At 36.7% G+C, this 14,627-nt stretch carries 33 protein-coding genes and 1 riboswitch; of the genes, 19 read left to right on the forward strand and 14 right to left on the reverse strand.

What is annotated here, in order from left to right; translation table 11 throughout:
• Positions 1–3: 3 nt before the first annotated feature.
• The 4 genes from SIB53_RS10470 (at position 4) to SIB53_RS10485 (ending at position 1,502) form a co-directional block, all read left to right on the forward strand.
• Positions 4–291, forward strand: coding sequence for a hypothetical protein (locus SIB53_RS10470; RefSeq protein ID WP_413678128.1), 288 nt, complete (start codon positions 4–6; stop codon positions 289–291).
• Between the two features lie 305 nt (positions 292–596).
• Positions 597–971, forward strand: coding sequence for a hypothetical protein (locus SIB53_RS10475; protein WP_413678129.1), 375 nt, complete (start codon positions 597–599; stop codon positions 969–971).
• A 56-nt stretch (positions 972–1,027) separates the two neighbouring features.
• A complete protein-coding gene (locus tag SIB53_RS10480; RefSeq protein WP_413679157.1) occupies positions 1,028–1,084 on the forward strand; it encodes a hypothetical protein in 57 nt (18 codons plus the stop codon).
• Positions 1,085–1,121: 37 nt separating this feature from the next.
• Positions 1,122–1,502 (forward strand): DUF1330 domain-containing protein, encoded by a 381-nt coding sequence (locus SIB53_RS10485; RefSeq protein ID WP_269606149.1) that lies wholly within the window; start codon positions 1,122–1,124, stop codon positions 1,500–1,502.
• Positions 1,503–1,604: 102 nt separating this feature from the next.
• Here SIB53_RS10485 and SIB53_RS10490 read toward each other — a convergent pair whose 3' ends face one another.
• Together SIB53_RS10490 and psb28 are read right to left on the reverse strand one after the other, a co-directional pair.
• A complete protein-coding gene (locus SIB53_RS10490; protein ID WP_413678130.1) occupies positions 1,605–1,841 on the reverse strand; it encodes a hypothetical protein in 237 nt (78 codons plus the stop codon).
• A 192-nt stretch (positions 1,842–2,033) separates the two neighbouring features.
• A complete protein-coding gene (psb28, locus tag SIB53_RS10495; RefSeq protein WP_413678131.1) occupies positions 2,034–2,390 on the reverse strand; it encodes a photosystem II reaction center protein Psb28 in 357 nt (118 codons plus the stop codon).
• Positions 2,391–2,614: 224 nt separating this feature from the next.
• On the opposite strand from psb28, the gene SIB53_RS10500 reads away from it, so the two are divergent.
• The gene (locus SIB53_RS10500) at positions 2,615–3,316 is read left to right on the forward strand and encodes an esterase/lipase family protein (protein ID WP_413678132.1); all 702 of its coding nucleotides are present in this window, start codon (positions 2,615–2,617) and stop codon (positions 3,314–3,316) included.
• Between the two features lie 107 nt (positions 3,317–3,423).
• Here SIB53_RS10500 and SIB53_RS10505 read toward each other — a convergent pair whose 3' ends face one another.
• Complete coding sequence (locus SIB53_RS10505; RefSeq protein ID WP_413678133.1) at positions 3,424–3,708, reverse strand: hypothetical protein; 285 nt, start codon at positions 3,706–3,708, stop codon at positions 3,424–3,426.
• A 228-nt stretch (positions 3,709–3,936) separates the two neighbouring features.
• Here SIB53_RS10505 and SIB53_RS10510 point away from each other — a divergent pair, with 228 nt between their 5' ends.
• The 6 genes from SIB53_RS10510 (at position 3,937) to SIB53_RS10535 (ending at position 5,674) form a co-directional block, all read left to right on the forward strand.
• The gene (locus tag SIB53_RS10510; protein ID WP_413678134.1) at positions 3,937–4,164 is read left to right on the forward strand and encodes a hypothetical protein; all 228 of its coding nucleotides are present in this window, start codon (positions 3,937–3,939) and stop codon (positions 4,162–4,164) included.
• On the forward strand, positions 4,145–4,375 hold the full coding sequence (locus SIB53_RS10515; RefSeq protein ID WP_413678135.1) for a hypothetical protein: 231 nt from the start codon (positions 4,145–4,147) through the stop codon (positions 4,373–4,375). Before SIB53_RS10510 ends, SIB53_RS10515 begins: the two co-directional genes overlap by 20 nt.
• A 205-nt stretch (positions 4,376–4,580) precedes the next feature.
• Positions 4,581–4,886, forward strand: coding sequence for a hypothetical protein (locus SIB53_RS10520; protein ID WP_269610761.1), 306 nt, complete (start codon positions 4,581–4,583; stop codon positions 4,884–4,886).
• Between the two features lie 9 nt (positions 4,887–4,895).
• Positions 4,896–5,099 carry a hypothetical protein gene (locus tag SIB53_RS10525; protein WP_413678136.1) on the forward strand — a complete coding sequence of 68 codons (204 nt, stop codon included), beginning with the start codon at positions 4,896–4,898 and terminating at the stop codon, positions 5,097–5,099.
• A 118-nt stretch (positions 5,100–5,217) separates the two neighbouring features.
• Positions 5,218–5,409, forward strand: a complete 192-nt coding sequence (locus tag SIB53_RS10530; RefSeq protein ID WP_413678137.1) for a helix-turn-helix domain-containing protein — start codon at positions 5,218–5,220, stop codon at positions 5,407–5,409.
• Between the two features lie 100 nt (positions 5,410–5,509).
• A complete protein-coding gene (locus SIB53_RS10535; RefSeq protein WP_413678138.1) occupies positions 5,510–5,674 on the forward strand; it encodes a hypothetical protein in 165 nt (54 codons plus the stop codon).
• Positions 5,675–5,878: 204 nt separating this feature from the next.
• Here SIB53_RS10535 and SIB53_RS10540 read toward each other — a convergent pair whose 3' ends face one another.
• Positions 5,879–7,129 (reverse strand): integrase, encoded by a 1,251-nt coding sequence (locus tag SIB53_RS10540; protein WP_413678139.1) that lies wholly within the window; start codon positions 7,127–7,129, stop codon positions 5,879–5,881.
• A gap of 358 nt (positions 7,130–7,487) precedes the next feature.
• A riboswitch (cobalamin riboswitch) is annotated at positions 7,488–7,635 on the forward strand.
• Between the two features lie 10 nt (positions 7,636–7,645).
• On the opposite strand from SIB53_RS10540, the gene SIB53_RS10545 reads away from it, so the two are divergent.
• Complete coding sequence (locus SIB53_RS10545) at positions 7,646–8,278, forward strand: HupE/UreJ family protein (RefSeq protein ID WP_413678140.1); 633 nt, start codon at positions 7,646–7,648, stop codon at positions 8,276–8,278.
• Between the two features lie 82 nt (positions 8,279–8,360).
• Here the strand turns inward: SIB53_RS10545 and SIB53_RS10550 are convergent, their stop codons facing one another.
• Positions 8,361–8,741, reverse strand: coding sequence for a DUF1330 domain-containing protein (locus tag SIB53_RS10550; RefSeq protein ID WP_269606149.1), 381 nt, complete (start codon positions 8,739–8,741; stop codon positions 8,361–8,363).
• Between the two features lie 301 nt (positions 8,742–9,042).
• Between SIB53_RS10550 and SIB53_RS10555 the strand changes: the two genes are divergently transcribed.
• Positions 9,043–9,363, forward strand: a complete 321-nt coding sequence (locus SIB53_RS10555; RefSeq protein WP_413678141.1) for a galactose oxidase — start codon at positions 9,043–9,045, stop codon at positions 9,361–9,363.
• A gap of 62 nt (positions 9,364–9,425) precedes the next feature.
• Here SIB53_RS10555 and arfB read toward each other — a convergent pair whose 3' ends face one another.
• Positions 9,426–9,848, reverse strand: a complete 423-nt coding sequence (arfB, locus tag SIB53_RS10560; RefSeq protein WP_413678142.1) for an alternative ribosome rescue aminoacyl-tRNA hydrolase ArfB — start codon at positions 9,846–9,848, stop codon at positions 9,426–9,428.
• A gap of 49 nt (positions 9,849–9,897) precedes the next feature.
• Positions 9,898–10,062 (reverse strand): hypothetical protein, encoded by a 165-nt coding sequence (locus SIB53_RS10565; RefSeq protein ID WP_413678143.1) that lies wholly within the window; start codon positions 10,060–10,062, stop codon positions 9,898–9,900.
• Between the two features lie 38 nt (positions 10,063–10,100).
• On the opposite strand from SIB53_RS10565, the gene SIB53_RS10570 reads away from it, so the two are divergent.
• Complete coding sequence (locus SIB53_RS10570; protein ID WP_413678144.1) at positions 10,101–10,292, forward strand: hypothetical protein; 192 nt, start codon at positions 10,101–10,103, stop codon at positions 10,290–10,292.
• 11 nt (positions 10,293–10,303) lie between these two features.
• Here SIB53_RS10570 and SIB53_RS10575 read toward each other — a convergent pair whose 3' ends face one another.
• From SIB53_RS10575 to SIB53_RS10605, 7 genes are all read right to left on the reverse strand, one after another.
• Entirely contained in the window at positions 10,304–10,468 is a 165-nt protein-coding gene (locus SIB53_RS10575; protein WP_413678145.1) for a hypothetical protein, read from the reverse strand.
• 30 nt (positions 10,469–10,498) lie between these two features.
• Positions 10,499–10,684, reverse strand: coding sequence for a hypothetical protein (locus SIB53_RS10580; protein WP_413678146.1), 186 nt, complete (start codon positions 10,682–10,684; stop codon positions 10,499–10,501).
• A gap of 5 nt (positions 10,685–10,689) precedes the next feature.
• The gene (locus SIB53_RS10585) at positions 10,690–10,899 is read right to left on the reverse strand and encodes a hypothetical protein (protein ID WP_413678147.1); all 210 of its coding nucleotides are present in this window, start codon (positions 10,897–10,899) and stop codon (positions 10,690–10,692) included.
• Positions 10,900–11,040: a hypothetical protein gene (locus SIB53_RS10590; RefSeq protein WP_413678148.1), complete on the reverse strand. Its 141-nt coding sequence runs from the start codon at positions 11,038–11,040 to the stop codon at positions 10,900–10,902.
• A complete protein-coding gene (locus SIB53_RS10595; RefSeq protein WP_413678149.1) occupies positions 11,037–11,210 on the reverse strand; it encodes a hypothetical protein in 174 nt (57 codons plus the stop codon). The genes SIB53_RS10590 and SIB53_RS10595 overlap by 4 nt, the downstream gene beginning before the upstream one ends.
• Before the next feature lie 131 nt (positions 11,211–11,341).
• Positions 11,342–11,617, reverse strand: coding sequence for a cupin domain-containing protein (locus SIB53_RS10600; RefSeq protein ID WP_413678150.1), 276 nt, complete (start codon positions 11,615–11,617; stop codon positions 11,342–11,344).
• Between the two features lie 177 nt (positions 11,618–11,794).
• Positions 11,795–11,989, reverse strand: coding sequence for a hypothetical protein (locus tag SIB53_RS10605; RefSeq protein WP_413678151.1), 195 nt, complete (start codon positions 11,987–11,989; stop codon positions 11,795–11,797).
• A 127-nt stretch (positions 11,990–12,116) separates the two neighbouring features.
• On the opposite strand from SIB53_RS10605, the gene SIB53_RS10610 reads away from it, so the two are divergent.
• The 5 genes from SIB53_RS10610 (at position 12,117) to SIB53_RS10630 (ending at position 14,483) form a co-directional block, all read left to right on the forward strand.
• Positions 12,117–12,254: a hypothetical protein gene (locus SIB53_RS10610; RefSeq protein ID WP_413678152.1), complete on the forward strand. Its 138-nt coding sequence runs from the start codon at positions 12,117–12,119 to the stop codon at positions 12,252–12,254.
• Positions 12,255–12,841: 587 nt separating this feature from the next.
• Positions 12,842–13,360: a hemagglutinin gene (locus tag SIB53_RS10615; protein ID WP_413678153.1), complete on the forward strand. Its 519-nt coding sequence runs from the start codon at positions 12,842–12,844 to the stop codon at positions 13,358–13,360.
• Positions 13,361–13,378: 18 nt separating this feature from the next.
• On the forward strand, positions 13,379–13,564 hold the full coding sequence (locus SIB53_RS10620) for a hypothetical protein (protein ID WP_413678154.1): 186 nt from the start codon (positions 13,379–13,381) through the stop codon (positions 13,562–13,564).
• A 156-nt stretch (positions 13,565–13,720) separates the two neighbouring features.
• Positions 13,721–13,984, forward strand: coding sequence for a DUF3764 family protein (locus tag SIB53_RS10625; RefSeq protein WP_413678155.1), 264 nt, complete (start codon positions 13,721–13,723; stop codon positions 13,982–13,984).
• A 178-nt stretch (positions 13,985–14,162) separates the two neighbouring features.
• A complete protein-coding gene (locus tag SIB53_RS10630) occupies positions 14,163–14,483 on the forward strand; it encodes a DUF3303 domain-containing protein (RefSeq protein WP_413678156.1) in 321 nt (106 codons plus the stop codon).
• The last annotated feature ends 144 nt before the right edge of the window (positions 14,484–14,627 follow it).

Below are 14,627 nucleotides of genomic sequence, written 5' to 3' on the forward strand. Positions count from 1 at the left end.
TTTATGAATCGAGCTTGTAAAGCTGAATTAACTCGACGCATTGATATTGCTGCTGGAATGCTCGCTAAAGGTCATAGTGGTACTTCTGTTGTGACGTTTATGTCGGAAGAAGAGGGGATTAGCCGTCGTCAATCACAAAGGATTATTTCCAAGGCATATCAACAGTTAGTTAATGATTTAGAAGAAATAGGTTTGGATCGTAAGGAAATGGTGAGTCAATTAATAGTAAATTTGCAATCAGGTATTCAAAAGTCTTTAGCTCTTGGTCATATCTCTGCGATGGTTGGTTAAAACACTATGAAGTTGGTATCGATGGGAGAAAATACCTTGATCTACATCCAAGAGGTCACTCACCATTAGACGAACATCTAAAAGGGATATTGCAATGGAGACCAAGTAATCCAATTAGAAAGATGAACTATATGGACGCGTAAATTAATTGTCTACAAGTTTGAGAGGTTGACGCTAAAGAATTATCGAGCCTTAGGATGACCCACAATTATTTATTTATTAAAGGACCCAATAGTCATAATGAATGGAAAAGATACTTTTATCTTCTTACAATGAAATTGGTGTTCTTCAAGAGATCATAAACAATGAGTCCAGAAATCACAGTAGAAGACGCCAAGAGAGCTCAAAAAGATGCTGAATGGGCTTATAGCAATGCAATGGAAAAATTCTATTACTCAATGCTAGAGGTTGTTTTCCTAAGAATTAAAAGTCATTTAAGTGCAGAGGGTTTAAAAAAGGTTTTAGAAATGGACGAAAAGAGGAATCAAAACAAGAACTTGAGTGTTGAATTTAGTCAAAAGACTTGGCAAGTATTAGCAGAGTCTTGGGTAGGAGCCGAAGGCCTCGCTATGACAAAAATTGCTGATCTTTATGGACTTGATATATCTGACTTGGATATGTCCAAGATTGAGAAACGTGTAAAAGAGCAAAGCACTCCAAGATGTGAGCCAACTAATTAAAAACTGGGACTATATGAATTAATAGGTATAGAAAATACGGGTGGAGCTGGAGAAAGATTGCTGATATTTACGGTGTTTCTCCTTCTACTGTCAGGCGGTGGTCAGTTCAGTAAAAAGCCGATATTCTGCCAATGATCTTTAAAAATTCAAATGAAGAAAACTGCGATTGTGGGTGTTGTTGCAGCGGCAATAGGACTTGCTGTTGGTTCTCAACTTCCTAAATCTGGTACTGCGGGATATGCCGTAATTACAGGAACCACAAAAGATAGAGAAGCAGCTAAAGAGTATTTTCAAAACGTTAATCAATTCACTAAAGAATGTGGTTTTACAACCTTGGTATTAGATAGGAATACAGATATACGAGAAGGAAATAAGAGAGGAGATGGTGGTCCTCTAACTGTTATCGCAAGACATCCAAAGGGTAAGGACGCAGTAATTAAATGCTACGAATCTGATGAATATCAAAGGCTAAAAGCAATTCGAGCACCTCATACCAATTGGAATTTCCGACTAACAGAAGGAAAACTATAAATAAAAAAGGGGGCATTTAGCCCCCCACATAAATCGACTGTCAACCGAGCTTTCACATTAACTGTTAGGCGATTGTCTGTTTACTTAGTTCTTACACAAGATTTATTTAGATTCTATTTTTTCAGATTCTATTTTTTCAGGTTCTATGTTTTCAGGTTCTATGTTTTCAACCTCTGCTTTTTCTGCATCTGTTTTTTTCGAAACAGCTGACTTGCCCTGACTTGACTTGAAAAGGAAGAAAGTTGGCAAAGCTAATAAAACAACAATAGCCGTAAGAAGAATGAGATTAATGGTGAAGCTACTGACTCCTAGCTCAGAAGACGTTAAAGCTAAAATCATTTGAATAAAATAATCTTATTCTTGTATTTATCCTCAATAAATAAATATAATCTAAAAAACTGAGACAATTTATAGCAAGAGAATAAAAAAAGATATTTTTAAAAGTATTATTAGACACATGCGTTTGTAGTTAATAGATAGGGGAGAGAAGATCAGCAGTTAGGGCAAGGAGTAAAAAGCGTTTCATTTTAATTACTTGTCATTATTCGCTTCATAAGCAAGACCATTTTGTTTGGCATATCGATTTGCAAAACGCATGAATCTATTAAAATCTCTTTGTGACTTCCAACAGTAAACAGCCTCTATAGCAGTATATTTCCCATTTTTTTTTGAAACAGCGATATTTATTTCTCTAGTAGTTATTTTCCCTTCTTCGTCAATTAAATACATTCCCTGTATTTCTTTAAAATTATCTGACAATAATGCCTCAGGACTATTAAATCTGAAAAAAGCTTGTCCTGCTTGACCATCTTTGCTTTTTGTAAGTCTTATTTCTGGAATAACTTTTTCGTCGACACCTTTAAAAAATTGTATTGCAACATCCTTCATCTACTTTTCTTGTTTCTTTTTTAATTTAGATGCTTTTTTAGACAGTTTTTTAGAGAATGTCATTGTATACATTGATATGTAGTCGCTATTACTATCAGGGAATCTTCTAAAGCTTTTATGTAAATTAGATAGTTGATTAAAAAATCAAGCATTTTTTTAATTTAAATAAGTTAATGATTACAATGCTTCTGAGAGTAAATTTGTTTGAGGTCTTGTACTAAAGCATGAATAAATATTTTGATCAGCCAATTGTTATCCTTGGTGGTTTCTTGATTGACGGTAGTGCATATAAGGAAATGACAGAATATATTAAAAGTAGAGTAAACAACAAAGTAGTAATAGTTCCAGTAAATAAATTAGAGTGGCTTAGTACTAACTGGTCATTTGGTTGGAAGATTATTCTTGATAAAGTTGAAAAAATAGTGACTGAATTATCAAAAGAATCGTCAACAAATAAAGTTACTTTGATAGGTCATAGCTCTGGAGGGATGATCCTCAGATTGTATTTATCAGATCTTTTATTTAGTCGGAAGATCTACAATGGGAAGGATTATGCCAATTGCTTAATTACACTAGGAAGTCCTAATCAAGCAAAAAGAGCCACCTATCTACGTAATTTTGTAAGCTCTAAATTGCCAGGTAGTTTCTATAGCGCAGACGTTAGTTATATATCTGTTGCTGGTGAATTAGACTTGAACGGACCTATTGCGACAAAAACCTCACTGAGGTTAAGTAGGTCATCTTATAGAGCATTGAATGGGAATGGAGATGTTATTGGAGATGGACTAGTCCCTAGAGATTCAGCATTACTAATTGGCTCAAAACAGGTAGTGATGAAAGAAACAGCCCACGGAAAAGCTTTTGGTAATGATTGGTATGGCTCTAAAAATAAAGTTGAAGAATGGTTGAATAAATCTTCGATATGATATAAAAGTAATTTAGAGGTTTAGATTTAATTAGATTTTATTTTTTTTCTTGTACAAGGTTGTAGCAATTATTCTCTACTTTTTGATTTAGTTGTCATAATTCTGATTTATGGTTTTGTATTGAGTTCACTTTTTATTTCTTTCTTTTTCTTTAGAGCTTCTTTTTCGATTTCTTTTCTTGCATCTGCTTCTTTTTCAGAAGCTATTTTTGCTGCTAATGCAACTGATTCTTCATGAGCTATCTTTTCCTCTAGTTGTCCTGTTGCTCTCATCCATTCATTCACACTGACTTCCTTACCTGCCGCTTCGCATTCTTTCTTAAATCTTAGGAAGGGAAACCAATGATGATTTTCATTCTCAGGGTTGCTTGCATTTAAACTATCTTCAGGCATTTATTCGAGTAGAAGGGTTTTAAATTATCTATTAATTGTTGTATTGCGTGTCTATTTATTTTACGAGATTGAAGTTCCTTTTATACTTCAAACCTCCATGTATTTTTTATACTTCAAAATAGTATAAATTTATAAAGTTCTTTGAATAAATAGTGATCTTAGTTAGTTCCTTTTTGTATATAGCTTTTAATTTTTATCTTAATTTAATAAGACTAATAAAAATTGCTTATGGAATCCTCATTAGCTCTAGCAATTATCTTGACATTTATTGGGATAATTATTTTCATATTAATTTCAAAAAATGATCTTGGCGTCACAACTTTAAAGAAAGATCCAGAAGCACATACGACTTTGATTGGATCAGTAGCTAAAGGCATTCCTGGAACAGATATCTTAGAGACAGGCAAGGTCCAAACCACAAAAGATTCAACTGAAAATGCAGTTCACAACTCATGAAGATTCAAGTGAAGAAGTTATTTGGTCATTGATTTTAAATAATTTGACCTCCAACTTATCAACTGAAGCTTCAGCTGCGACATCTAGTTTCTATCGAACTGAGGATGGTATTGAGTGTTCAGTCAGAAAAAAAAATGGAGCTTTGATTGCTAATTGTTATTCCGAATCAGATCGCATGGGTAAACGCCGTTGGACTATCGATCTCAAGTGATTTCCTGAAACGATAGACGTTTATTTTCTGGATTAAATCTAATACTTTTAATGGTTTCATGGCTTAAATCAATCCGTGTAGTAATTACTTGAGATACCTTGATGTAAATAAGAAACAAGATTGTGTTTCATTTCTTCTAGACTGTCTTTAGGTATAAGAGCAAAAATGAAATACATATTTTTCAAGTCTGAGACAGTATATGTTCATGTCATCTGCTGATTCTATTTTCTTTAAGAGTCGAGCGGAATGTTTTAGTAATAGTAAGCTACATGCCTTAGACCAATATTGGAGTATAAACAACTCACACCCTATGCATAAGCAAATGCATGAAATAATTGAAACCATTTTAAATGCTAGAGGTGAGAAGACTATCAAGCAGTCAAGATTAGATCTAGTTAGGAATTTTGAAAGATCTTTATCAATCTCGACTCCTATGGGGCGCTTGAGTGCAAATATAATTTCTTTTATTTCAAGTTTAGTTATGTCTAAGGTTCATCTAACTAATTTATGAATATCAAAAATGAGTAGACAATATAAATCTTTAATTGAAGCCAGAAATCAATGGGAGAGGGATATAAAAATGTACAAGGATTTTCTTAAAGGAGAGTCTAAAACCTTTGAAGGTAGATACGGTGCGGAAGAATATATTTCAATGGCTGAGAATAGATTGAATGATATCAACCTAAAGTTAAAGGAAATAGAGAAAGAAAATCTACCTGACTAGATCAAAGATGAGAAGCCCAGCAGCCAGGGCAACAAATAAAAGCCGGCGCATAAAATAAACAAGTCGAAGTCGTAGGGCATGAGTCCTCACTCGGCATTAAAGCATTTTCAAAAAACCAATGACATCTTTTACATGCGTAATGGCATGGCTTTGCGCCTTGCTTATGGTTCCTCTAATGCTGTTTATCTGGGCGTTAGATACTAAGAGAACCATAATTAATAGATACCGCTCTTATCGGTGGAGTTGGAGAAAGATCGCTGATATATACGGTGTAAGTCCAACTACGGTCAGGCGGTGGTCTATGGCTTAAACGGTTACTTTTGTTACCGGATGAACAATCTGAGTAATTTTATTCATTTACTAATGGTTATCTTTTTCATCAAAATATTTCTCTAATCCTTACTTCGACTATGGATTCTTACAAAAAAGAAACTCATAGATATGCTTTCGAGCTAGTAAAGGCAGCAAGAAATATGGCTGTAGATATAGCCGAAAAGCTCCCGCACCTAACGGAAATAAGAAGCAATTATCAAGCCGAAGCCTTAAAGATAAGAATCAATAAAAAATTTAATTAAGTAGAGAGAGAGGCAAATAACCTCTCTTTTTTATTGCTGCTGCAAAAATGTATCGGAGGATGCGGCAGCCTAAAAATACCTGCGATACAAATAAATCAAGAGTTACCACTCCACAATGGCAAAAGAACTTAAGGTTTCTTCGTCCTTGATAACGGTTGGTGTAAGCGTTCTTATGTCTCTGGAACAGCTACATTTTTTAACTATCTAAGTAGCAGTTTTAACTAAGAGTGTTGTTTCATCAAAAGCACTAGCTAGATCTTTCGTTTGGAATCTGGAATAACTCAAGAGATGCGTATCCAGAGTGTGGCCCATTGCATCAGCAACTTGTTTAGGTGCTCTATAACTACCGTCAGCTTTGGGTCTGTTATGTCCGTAATAGGCATATCGATGCCTGAAAGAATATGGAGTTAACTCCTGTTTTTCTCTTGCAACTTCTTCTTTAATTGCTCCCCATGCTTGGCGGCGCGCTAAATAATTCTTGCATCTATCACCCGCCTCTCCGGCTTTCCCTAGGTTAGGTAATAGGTTTCTACCTTCTTGTTCACATAGATAAAGTTGTTCTTTTAAATGCCAACTAATTGGGCCTTCGATGTCATGCACAAGTAAGGGATAAAGACGGCGTGGTTCTGTTTTTTCTCCTTTCTTGCCACCTTTACTTTTTTCGTAATTAGTCCACATCTCTTGACCTCCGTTGCGTGTGTGAATGTACCGGAGGTCTTCTGGCCTTAACCCATAAACTGCCATGCACTGAAAACCAAATCTCCATTTATTGCCTGTTTCATCTTCTGGAAAAGAATCAAGCAATCTGAGAATTTGACTATCAGTTAACGGATAACCTATTCGCTTTTTAGTAGTAACTAAATCTTTATCTGTTACTGCTGGCGGTAACCATGTGGACTCGAACTGCTTCTCCTGAACACAGAATCGCAGAAACCCAAACAAGGCTAGACGCATGTGTCTTCTTTGGGGTGTTCCTTGTTGCCATTGCTTTAATGCAACTTTGCAAAGCGCCGGACCATTTAAAGGTGTGCGCGAACCTTTTCCAGTTGCTTTAAGTACGTTCTTAAAAACAGGGTCATATTTGCTACGCCATGTCGAATCTTTTACTAAATCTTTTTTAAATTCTCTGTAATCCTCGATTGATTGTTTCCAGTTGATTTCGTTTTCGCTTGAAACTGTATGAGCAATATTGAAGCAAGTTTTTATTTCTAATTTTTGGTTTGACTCTTCATAAGCTTTTGCCGCTGATCTAATTCTTAGTAATGCGTCAGGCCAAACTGATTCTTTCCATGCGTACGGAATGGTTACATCACCAATAATTGATTTATTTTTCCAAACCTGAACCCTCATACTTTCTTTTCTTCCGGGCATCACAAGCCAACCTTTTGGGCACGAAGCTTTAACAGACTTCCTAAATTCTTTTACCCAACTTGGTTGATCGGATTTTTTAGGCAATGAAGAGCACTAGGTTTCTTATGCCTTATTTCTACACTCACTTGCGTGTAAAAGCAACCTTTAGTGGTCGTAGGTTTACAGTCTCAAGGAGAAGTAGACAGTCTGTGATTATAGTTATAGATTGAATATTACCGTTCTCACTGGATGAGAACCAAGGCTTTGGGAGCACTAGGTCGCAGGTTCGAATCCTGTCGCCCCGATCTGTCAGAGACAGGTTTCCCAGCCTGTCTTTTTTAATGCCAATTTTTTCTTGCGTCCATACTGCGTCCAAGAAGCACCTGGAATAAAGGTATCTAAGGGGTTTTAACTGACTTAGGTGTAATAGTGCTATTACGTTCTAATTATGTTTAGCACTCGAGGGTTAAAATATTTCTGAGGTTCTAATAGTGATCAGCTATTGGAAGTAATGGGGAAAAGTGGTGTGAATCCGCTGCTGTCCCGCAACTGTGATGTATCGATCTTCTTCGATACCAGTCAGAATGCCCGCCTTATTTACTATTCGACGAGGATCGACCTATGAGGTTTCACTTTTTGGTGCGCAAGTATTCTCTTGCAGTTTTAACTCCATTATTTTTATTACTTACCTTTTTATCTAACACAGCTTTAGCTCATCATCCTTTTGGAATGGGAGAGAGTACTGATCTTTCAGCATGGCAAGCTCTTCTTAGTGGTATCGGTCATCCATTACTTGGACCTGATCATTTACTTTTTATGTTAGGAATTGTTCTGGTGGGATTAAAGAGATCCATGAAATGGATTCTCCCACTTTTAGCTGTTGGATTAGGAGGAAGTGCACTAGTACAACTACAGCCCTTGCCTGATTTAGTAGCTCCTTGGGCCGAAGCACTTGTCTCTCTAACTTTGGCTGTAGAGGGCTTAATTGTTCTGAATCTTGTTAGCACTAAATGGCTTTTGCCGATGTTTTCATTACATGGCTACTTACTTGGAAGCACAATCGTTGGAGCAGAACCTACACCGCTGATTGGTTACTTTTTAGGCCTTCTTCTTGCACAACTATTCTTACTTTTACTGGTCACACAATCCACTCAATCAATTATTGATAAGTTTGGATTGAATGATCGCAATTTATTTGCAGGAATTTGGATAGGAATAGGACTTGCTTTCTCTTGGGTTGCTGTAATCCCTTAAGTCTTTTGGATGACTGTTGTTTGTAAACTGAAAGCACGGTTGACAGTCGATTTACCAGGGGGGCTAACTGCCCCCTTTTTATTTATAGTTTTCCTTCTGTTAGTCGGAAATTCCAATTGGTATGAGGTGCTCGTATTGCTTTTAGCCTTTGATATTCATCAGATTCGTAGCATTTAATTACTGCGTCCTTACCCTTTGGATGTCTTGCGATAACAGTTAGAGGACCACCATCTCCTCTCTTATTTCCTTCTCGTATATCTGTATTCCTATCTAATACCAAGGTTGTAAAACCACATTCTTTAGTGAATTGATTAACGTTTTGAAAATACTCTTTAGCTGCTTCTCTATCTTTTGTGGTTCCTGTAATTACGGCATATCCCGCAGTACCAGATTTAGGAAGTTGAGAACCAACAGCAAGTCCTATTGCCGCTGCAACAACACCCACAATCGCAGTTTTCTTCATTTGAATTTTTAAAGATCATTGGCAGAATATCGGCTTATTACTGAACTGACCACCGCCTGAAAGTAGTAGGACTAACACCGTATATATCAGCGTAACTTTGTTTACAGCAAGAAGATCAGTCGAACTAGATCAACTAGAACTTCTTCTTGATTGGAGTAAGCCTGAAAAAATTTAGAGGCTTTATCAATTAATACATTAACGAACTACTTGACAACACCTCCTTACCGTTGCTAGTACAGATGTACTGCTACAGACACATGACTCCAACGTCCTCACCCTATGCCGTTTTTCGTGCATCAGATTGGAATTCAGTGGTAGCAGAACCTATTGGATTAAGGCAATGTCTTGGTATCGCACCCAAAAAGTTTTACCCCAGAAGCGCTACAACCCAGCAGAGGAGTGGGACTATCTCGAAGAAGACACTCTTAAGCACACACGTTCAGCTAGCGTTTGCATGACATGTCAACATTTCAATTATTGCTGCGACAGGCATTGCAGAACGATACTTACTTGTCATCTCCATCAACGTCTTATTCCACATGGAGATCATCTGACTTCAAAATGTCAGTGTTGGATTCAGCGACTCGAGAGAAAGATTGGATGGTGTCCAGAGGCTGCTTAGACTTCTGAGATGTAAGGAGTAAAGAATGTAGGACAAGTCTTTTTCTCGATCTTTTTATTGTTTTAGTAATCTATTTTTGATTGTCTGCTCTTCTTTAGTTCACCTCTTTTCTTCTTTGACTCAACCCTCTTCCTTTTAGATGAGCGTGTTGGTGTGGTCTCTCTTCTCTTCTTTGGAGGTGGCTTTAATATCTCTCGTAAGATTGAAGCAAGTCTACTTAAAGCCAGTTGTCTGTTCTGATATTGAGTTCTCTTATCCTGAACAGCTATACAAATACATCCATTGGTTAACTTAACTTCATCCTGAATTGAGATCCTATACTTCTGATATGGGGTTAATGTTTTTGATTCAGATACGTTAAATACAATTTCAACTCGACTGTCTGTTTTGTTTACGTTCTGTCCACCTGCTCTTGATGATCTAGAGAATCTCCACTGTATTTCGTTGACTGGTATTTCAAGCTTAGAATTAACCGTTAGATTCATTTGTCTTTTTAATTTTTCTCGTCATAACTTTTAGAGATTTAAACATTATTTATGAGTAATAACGATCAGCCATCTCTTTGAGCATTTTTCTGATGTGCTCATCTTTGGCATTAGTTTCTTCTTTTAATTTCTCACATGCACCTTTAACTTGCATCCAAACTGCTTCCATAACTTCCCTTTCTTCTTCTGTAGGTTTCCACTTAGATGATTCCATACAAGAGATAATAAAAGAAATTGAACTCTTAAAACTCAATGAAAAGCACACATGAAATATTAGATGAGATTATGTTCTACATTTTTGAAAGAGCAAAATGCGAAGAAGACACTTACAAGTACCTTGAGCATGTTCTCGACTACTGCAAGAAAGATTATCAACAGGCTTATAAGAAGCAGAAAGGAGTTGAACTAACTATGAATGACATTAAGCAAAAGTATGCAAATTAAATAAAAAATAATTAGTCATCTCTTACCTTCTTCAGCCAATAAGGAATAAAAGTTTTTTCCTGTTTCGCAGAATCATATAGATAGTCAGATGTCCCTTCCAATAAAGCTGCAAGGGTTATTCGCACGCTAGGGAAAGTAAGACCAAAAAGAATAGCAATCAAAAAGATTATTTTCACTTGTTCATTTCTATGAATCTAATTGGTTCATCACCAAAATTTTCTTTTACCAGTCCAGTTATACAACAACCAAATCACAAATCCAACCATAAACAGCGGCATAAAACTATCGAGTAGTAAATAGGCTGAATAAACAATTAAAGGAAAAAACATTACACGTTTAATATTTAGACGTCTACCTCTTGATGTTCTTCTCCATGGTTTTATAAAAAACATATATTCTATTCCTGTTTAGCAGGGGATAATCTATCGATTTTAGCTTGTTGATTTTTTAGCTTTTCTCTTTCTATTTTTGCAGCTCCATAAGTACTCCTAACGCTAAAAGTTATAAAGATTGCATTAATGGCTCCAACGATAATAATCCCTACAATAATTTTATTAATCCCCTCAGGTGAACTTAGATATTCCAATAGGACTTCTTGATTAAACATTTAGTGAACAATCAATCTTTCTAGTAATAGAGCTATAAATACTCCTTTAAAAAAGACAAGCCAAAGTAATCCATAATCAGTCAGACCAAGCTTCTTTTTATACCAAGCAATTAGTTGCTTATGCTTGTCTATAAGTTTCATTCTTTTATCTCAATAATTTCATAATAGGGACGGTCCCCATAATCAGCATCAGAACAACAAACATCGGAATAAATTTCTTCTAATAGATCGTATGCCTCGTCATAGCTGTTGAAAGATTGCTGAGTAATTTCGTCAGATTCTTTATCTTGTCTAATGATTTTATAAATCATGGCGAGATTGATTAGCTTGATAAAAGAGTTCCGAACAATCCCGCAAAGGCTGAAAGGACAAAAATTGCAACGATACCGATTGCAATAACTTTAGATATGTTTTTCATCTGGTTTGATAGTGCTTACCTAGTTTAACCACCAAATTGATAATGCTTTCGGACTGCCTTATGAACATCCCATCTACAGTCCATTCCAGCTGGGAAGACAACTAAGTCTCCTGCCCCAAACTTTACTGCTTCTCCCCCCTTAGGAGTGACTGTGACTTCACCCTCAAGCAACAAACAAGTCTCTTTATCGTCATAAGTCCAATCAAAAGAGCTTGCTTCACAAGTCCAGATTGGCCAGCTTTTAATTCCTAGTTCCTCAATAGTGGTCTCAGGACAAGGAGAAGTTACTGATATAGACAAGAGGTGAAAATCTAGTGAACTTCTTTTTAGCTTCTCTTGGAAACAGTTGTCTATAGCTAATTAAATTTTTAGCAAAAATGTCTGAAGCCTAATTACGTATAAGTCGAGGACATGGTTACCCCCATAGTGGTGAGGGGAAAAGCGGCAATCAAGAAACTTTTAATCCTTTACATCTATTTAGTCACCAGTTAAATCTCTAAACTTTACAGCTCTTTCCATGGAGCTTTCCAGCATGGATTCATTGCTCCACTGAGCATAGGTGGAGTTATGAACTGGGACGCTATGGCCCATGAAAGCTGCAACTTCTGTATCACTTAATTTATAAGTTTGATGAGCTCGCTTGCTATAGGAATGACGGAATGAGTATGGCACCACTGTCGTTACGACCCTTGTGGCCGAAACTTATCGATTAAGCCGAAGGCAAGCACGAAGAATTACAGCAGCAGCCTACGAGTTACTTGTTTAGGATCTTGAAAATGTGGACTTAAGTAGACCTCAAATGACAGCTCAATTGGTTGCAAGCCTGCAAAGTGCTATTCAAAAAAGTCTTGTCTTAGGGAGAACAGCTTCTGTTCCTAGTAATGCAAGAGCATTGATTGATTTATATGGCTTAGGCTCTGATCGAAAAAAAGCATAGAAACTGAGTATTGATTTGTTGGCAATAGAAAACCCCCTTTTTAAAGAGGGGGTTTTCTAACTTTAATATTTACTCAAAGCGCCTAATCAATGTCTTGAAGAGACTGGTTATGCCCGGTATGTAGGAAATGCAAGGCTTAACCTGAGTGCTTGTTTACCAAAAAAAGTGCAGACCTAATGAACTTTTTTTGATTTGAGAGCAAAGGGACAGGATTTCGACGACTGTCCCCTTCTCTGACTAGAGCTTGATCCGCAACACAGCTTTTAAACTTGTTACTCGCTCTTGCGTGATAAGAATCTAAAAAGAAGTTATTTAAAACTGATGTTCGGTTTTGGTAGGGCTTTCCCACTCCCTTTTAAAAAACAGTTGGAGTAGACCAAAGATGTAGAAAGAGGAGGTCTTCATGAGACTATTCACTCCCTTCACCATCCCTAAAAAGGAAAACTGCGATCTTTGTAGGATTCAGAAAAATAAGAAAACAGTATTCGAGAATCATTTATTAGATAACCTTTTTAGAAACCTTTATAGGCAGAGATTTGATTTCGTTTTTTACTGACCTTAAAAACAACAGTAAAGGAGGATTTGAAATGCGTTTAAATTTTGTTCCTACACACGTTTTCCGTGAAACACCTCAAGTATCGTTCTTCGATGCAGGAGTAAAAGGATCCAATGGCTCTGATGTAGTCATTCATCACGGCAATGCCATCTCACCTCCAAACGATGGTGGCTTTGAGCAGTATTACGTACATCGACATCAAATTGATCACAATTTAGTCATTGAAGGTTGTCGTGTTTTTACTTTGATCAATCCTGAATGGGATGAACCTCATCACATTATTTATTTAAATCGTGCCATGGGCGCACTTCAAATTCCTATCGGAACATATCATCGATCAATCTCTAATGAAGAAGGAAGTATTGTTCTAAATCAAGCCGTAAGAGATGAAAAATTTAATCCTGAAAATGAATTTATGCCAGTTAGCTTAAGAGGCAGAAAAGATCTGCAAGAAGCACAAAAGAAAAATCCTGTTTACTGGGTTTGGGAAAAAGATCAAATCAAAAGGATTAAGTTTGAGCCAATTCAAGCTAGAGAAAAAATTTCTTGATCGGATTAAAATTGAGCCATGACACAAAAGAAGCTACCACCACACATAGTGCTTCAAGAATCGAAAGAAGTGATTTTCTACTTGGAAAGCCCAATGCCTTCGGAAATCACAATTCCTATATGGATGAAATCTTTCCCTGATGATTACAAAGGAATGATTATGACAAACGCCTGCTTGTTTAAAAGATTAAAGGATCACTCATGAATCGGAATTAAATGTCTGAGATGCAAGGATGGAAAGACAAAAAATAGAGACATATCATTTCCATTGAAGTCAAGGATTTAATAATTGGGAGGTTCAACAAAATTTCGTTCAAACAATACGAAACATGTTCTAATTACTGAGTCTTATTAATTAAAAATGAAGGTAGCAACTCGGATCGTCTTTAAGATCAGCAACACTTTCTCTGAATGGGCGAAAGCATTTGATGATGATCGCACCAATCAAGAAGCCGCAGGGATAAAAGCAATCTTTCGAGGTGTCAGCGAAACAGATTCTTCCACTGTGATGGCAATACTTGAGGCTGAACCAGGAGTTTTAGGCAAATACATGGAAGGGAACAAAGATGTAGAAGCTTCTGGTCACATTATTGGTAGTGAAGAATTTTCAAATTGGATGGCATAAAAAACATTAATTTAAATGCTTGACAGCCGATTGCTATCGGAACTAGTGGGGCTGGCTTAGGTCAGTCCTTTTTTCTCGAAGAGCACATGCAAAATGTTTAGTCCCACACGTTGATTCCATTTGATACATCGAAATCGGGAGGAGTATGTAATCCTTTAATTTCAGTTTTCTCAATTTGATGGCTTACTACCACGTCCACGGTTTAATTCCTGACACGCTTTCTCAATCAGAGGGTTATCAATTATTCGAGCAATACATTGCGAATGGAGCTCCAAAAGATAACTTTGATGGCTTTGAACTAATCAGTAGAGTTCATGCTCCTCAAACTGGGGAAGTTTTTGTCACCTGCAAGGCTGATAACCATTTAAAAATGGCTGAACATTTTGCTATTTGGAGAGCGAAATTTGGTGTTGAGTGGGATGTCAAGCCAGTTTTCAACGATGAAGAAGTTATCAAAAGGAATAAGCAAGTTGCAGAAGAAATCGCAGCGATGGGGTAATTCAGGATTAAACAGATTCTCCAAGATTGCTCTTACGTTGACCTCCTCAACTTTTTTCCTTTATGGATTAGGTCAAGCACCAATCTTCAAGAATTTCCTTACTAGTGCTTTCTCTTGCTCTGGTGCAGGTTAATTAGACTGAAA

The organism is Prochlorococcus sp. MIT 0916, from assembly GCF_047305155.1.
Lineage (GTDB): Bacteria > Cyanobacteriota > Cyanobacteriia > PCC-6307 > Cyanobiaceae > Prochlorococcus_B.

Bases quoted from the DNA above. Each gene is read 5' to 3' on its own strand.
- SIB53_RS10620 (WP_413678154.1), top strand. From the start codon at position 13,379: ATGACACAAAAGAAGCTACCACCACACATAGTGCTTCAAGAATCGAAA.
- SIB53_RS10490 (WP_413678130.1), bottom strand. From the start codon at position 1,841: ATGATTTTAGCTTTAACGTCTTCTGAGCTAGGAGTCAGTAGCTTCACC.
- arfB (WP_413678142.1), bottom strand. From the start codon at position 9,848: ATGAATCTAACGGTTAATTCTAAGCTTGAAATACCAGTCAACGAAATA.
- SIB53_RS10595 (WP_413678149.1), bottom strand. From the start codon at position 11,210: ATGATTTATAAAATCATTAGACAAGATAAAGAATCTGACGAAATTACT.
- SIB53_RS10470 (WP_413678128.1), top strand. From the start codon at position 4: ATGAATCGAGCTTGTAAAGCTGAATTAACTCGACGCATTGATATTGCT.
- SIB53_RS10550 (WP_269606149.1), bottom strand. From the start codon at position 8,741: ATGAAGAAAACTGCGATTGTGGGTGTTGTTGCAGCGGCAATAGGACTT.
- psb28 (WP_413678131.1), bottom strand. From the start codon at position 2,390: ATGAAGGATGTTGCAATACAATTTTTTAAAGGTGTCGACGAAAAAGTT.
- SIB53_RS10525 (WP_413678136.1), top strand. From the start codon at position 4,896: ATGAGTAGACAATATAAATCTTTAATTGAAGCCAGAAATCAATGGGAG.
- SIB53_RS10545 (WP_413678140.1), top strand. From the start codon at position 7,646: ATGAGGTTTCACTTTTTGGTGCGCAAGTATTCTCTTGCAGTTTTAACT.
- SIB53_RS10625 (WP_413678155.1), top strand. From the start codon at position 13,721: ATGAAGGTAGCAACTCGGATCGTCTTTAAGATCAGCAACACTTTCTCT.
- SIB53_RS10590 (WP_413678148.1), bottom strand. From the start codon at position 11,040: ATGAAACTTATAGACAAGCATAAGCAACTAATTGCTTGGTATAAAAAG.
- SIB53_RS10615 (WP_413678153.1), top strand. From the start codon at position 12,842: ATGCGTTTAAATTTTGTTCCTACACACGTTTTCCGTGAAACACCTCAA.
- SIB53_RS10485 (WP_269606149.1), top strand. From the start codon at position 1,122: ATGAAGAAAACTGCGATTGTGGGTGTTGTTGCAGCGGCAATAGGACTT.
- SIB53_RS10505 (WP_413678133.1), bottom strand. From the start codon at position 3,708: ATGCCTGAAGATAGTTTAAATGCAAGCAACCCTGAGAATGAAAATCAT.
- SIB53_RS10580 (WP_413678146.1), bottom strand. From the start codon at position 10,684: ATGTTTTTTATAAAACCATGGAGAAGAACATCAAGAGGTAGACGTCTA.
- SIB53_RS10500 (WP_413678132.1), top strand. From the start codon at position 2,615: ATGAATAAATATTTTGATCAGCCAATTGTTATCCTTGGTGGTTTCTTG.
- SIB53_RS10570 (WP_413678144.1), top strand. From the start codon at position 10,101: ATGAAAAGCACACATGAAATATTAGATGAGATTATGTTCTACATTTTT.
- SIB53_RS10585 (WP_413678147.1), bottom strand. From the start codon at position 10,899: ATGTTTAATCAAGAAGTCCTATTGGAATATCTAAGTTCACCTGAGGGG.
- SIB53_RS10565 (WP_413678143.1), bottom strand. From the start codon at position 10,062: ATGGAATCATCTAAGTGGAAACCTACAGAAGAAGAAAGGGAAGTTATG.
- SIB53_RS10510 (WP_413678134.1), top strand. From the start codon at position 3,937: ATGGAATCCTCATTAGCTCTAGCAATTATCTTGACATTTATTGGGATA.
- SIB53_RS10520 (WP_269610761.1), top strand. From the start codon at position 4,581: ATGTCATCTGCTGATTCTATTTTCTTTAAGAGTCGAGCGGAATGTTTT.
- SIB53_RS10515 (WP_413678135.1), top strand. From the start codon at position 4,145: ATGCAGTTCACAACTCATGAAGATTCAAGTGAAGAAGTTATTTGGTCA.
- SIB53_RS10630 (WP_413678156.1), top strand. From the start codon at position 14,163: ATGGCTTACTACCACGTCCACGGTTTAATTCCTGACACGCTTTCTCAA.
- SIB53_RS10475 (WP_413678129.1), top strand. From the start codon at position 597: ATGAGTCCAGAAATCACAGTAGAAGACGCCAAGAGAGCTCAAAAAGAT.
- SIB53_RS10610 (WP_413678152.1), top strand. From the start codon at position 12,117: ATGACAGCTCAATTGGTTGCAAGCCTGCAAAGTGCTATTCAAAAAAGT.
- SIB53_RS10530 (WP_413678137.1), top strand. From the start codon at position 5,218: ATGACATCTTTTACATGCGTAATGGCATGGCTTTGCGCCTTGCTTATG.
- SIB53_RS10535 (WP_413678138.1), top strand. From the start codon at position 5,510: ATGGATTCTTACAAAAAAGAAACTCATAGATATGCTTTCGAGCTAGTA.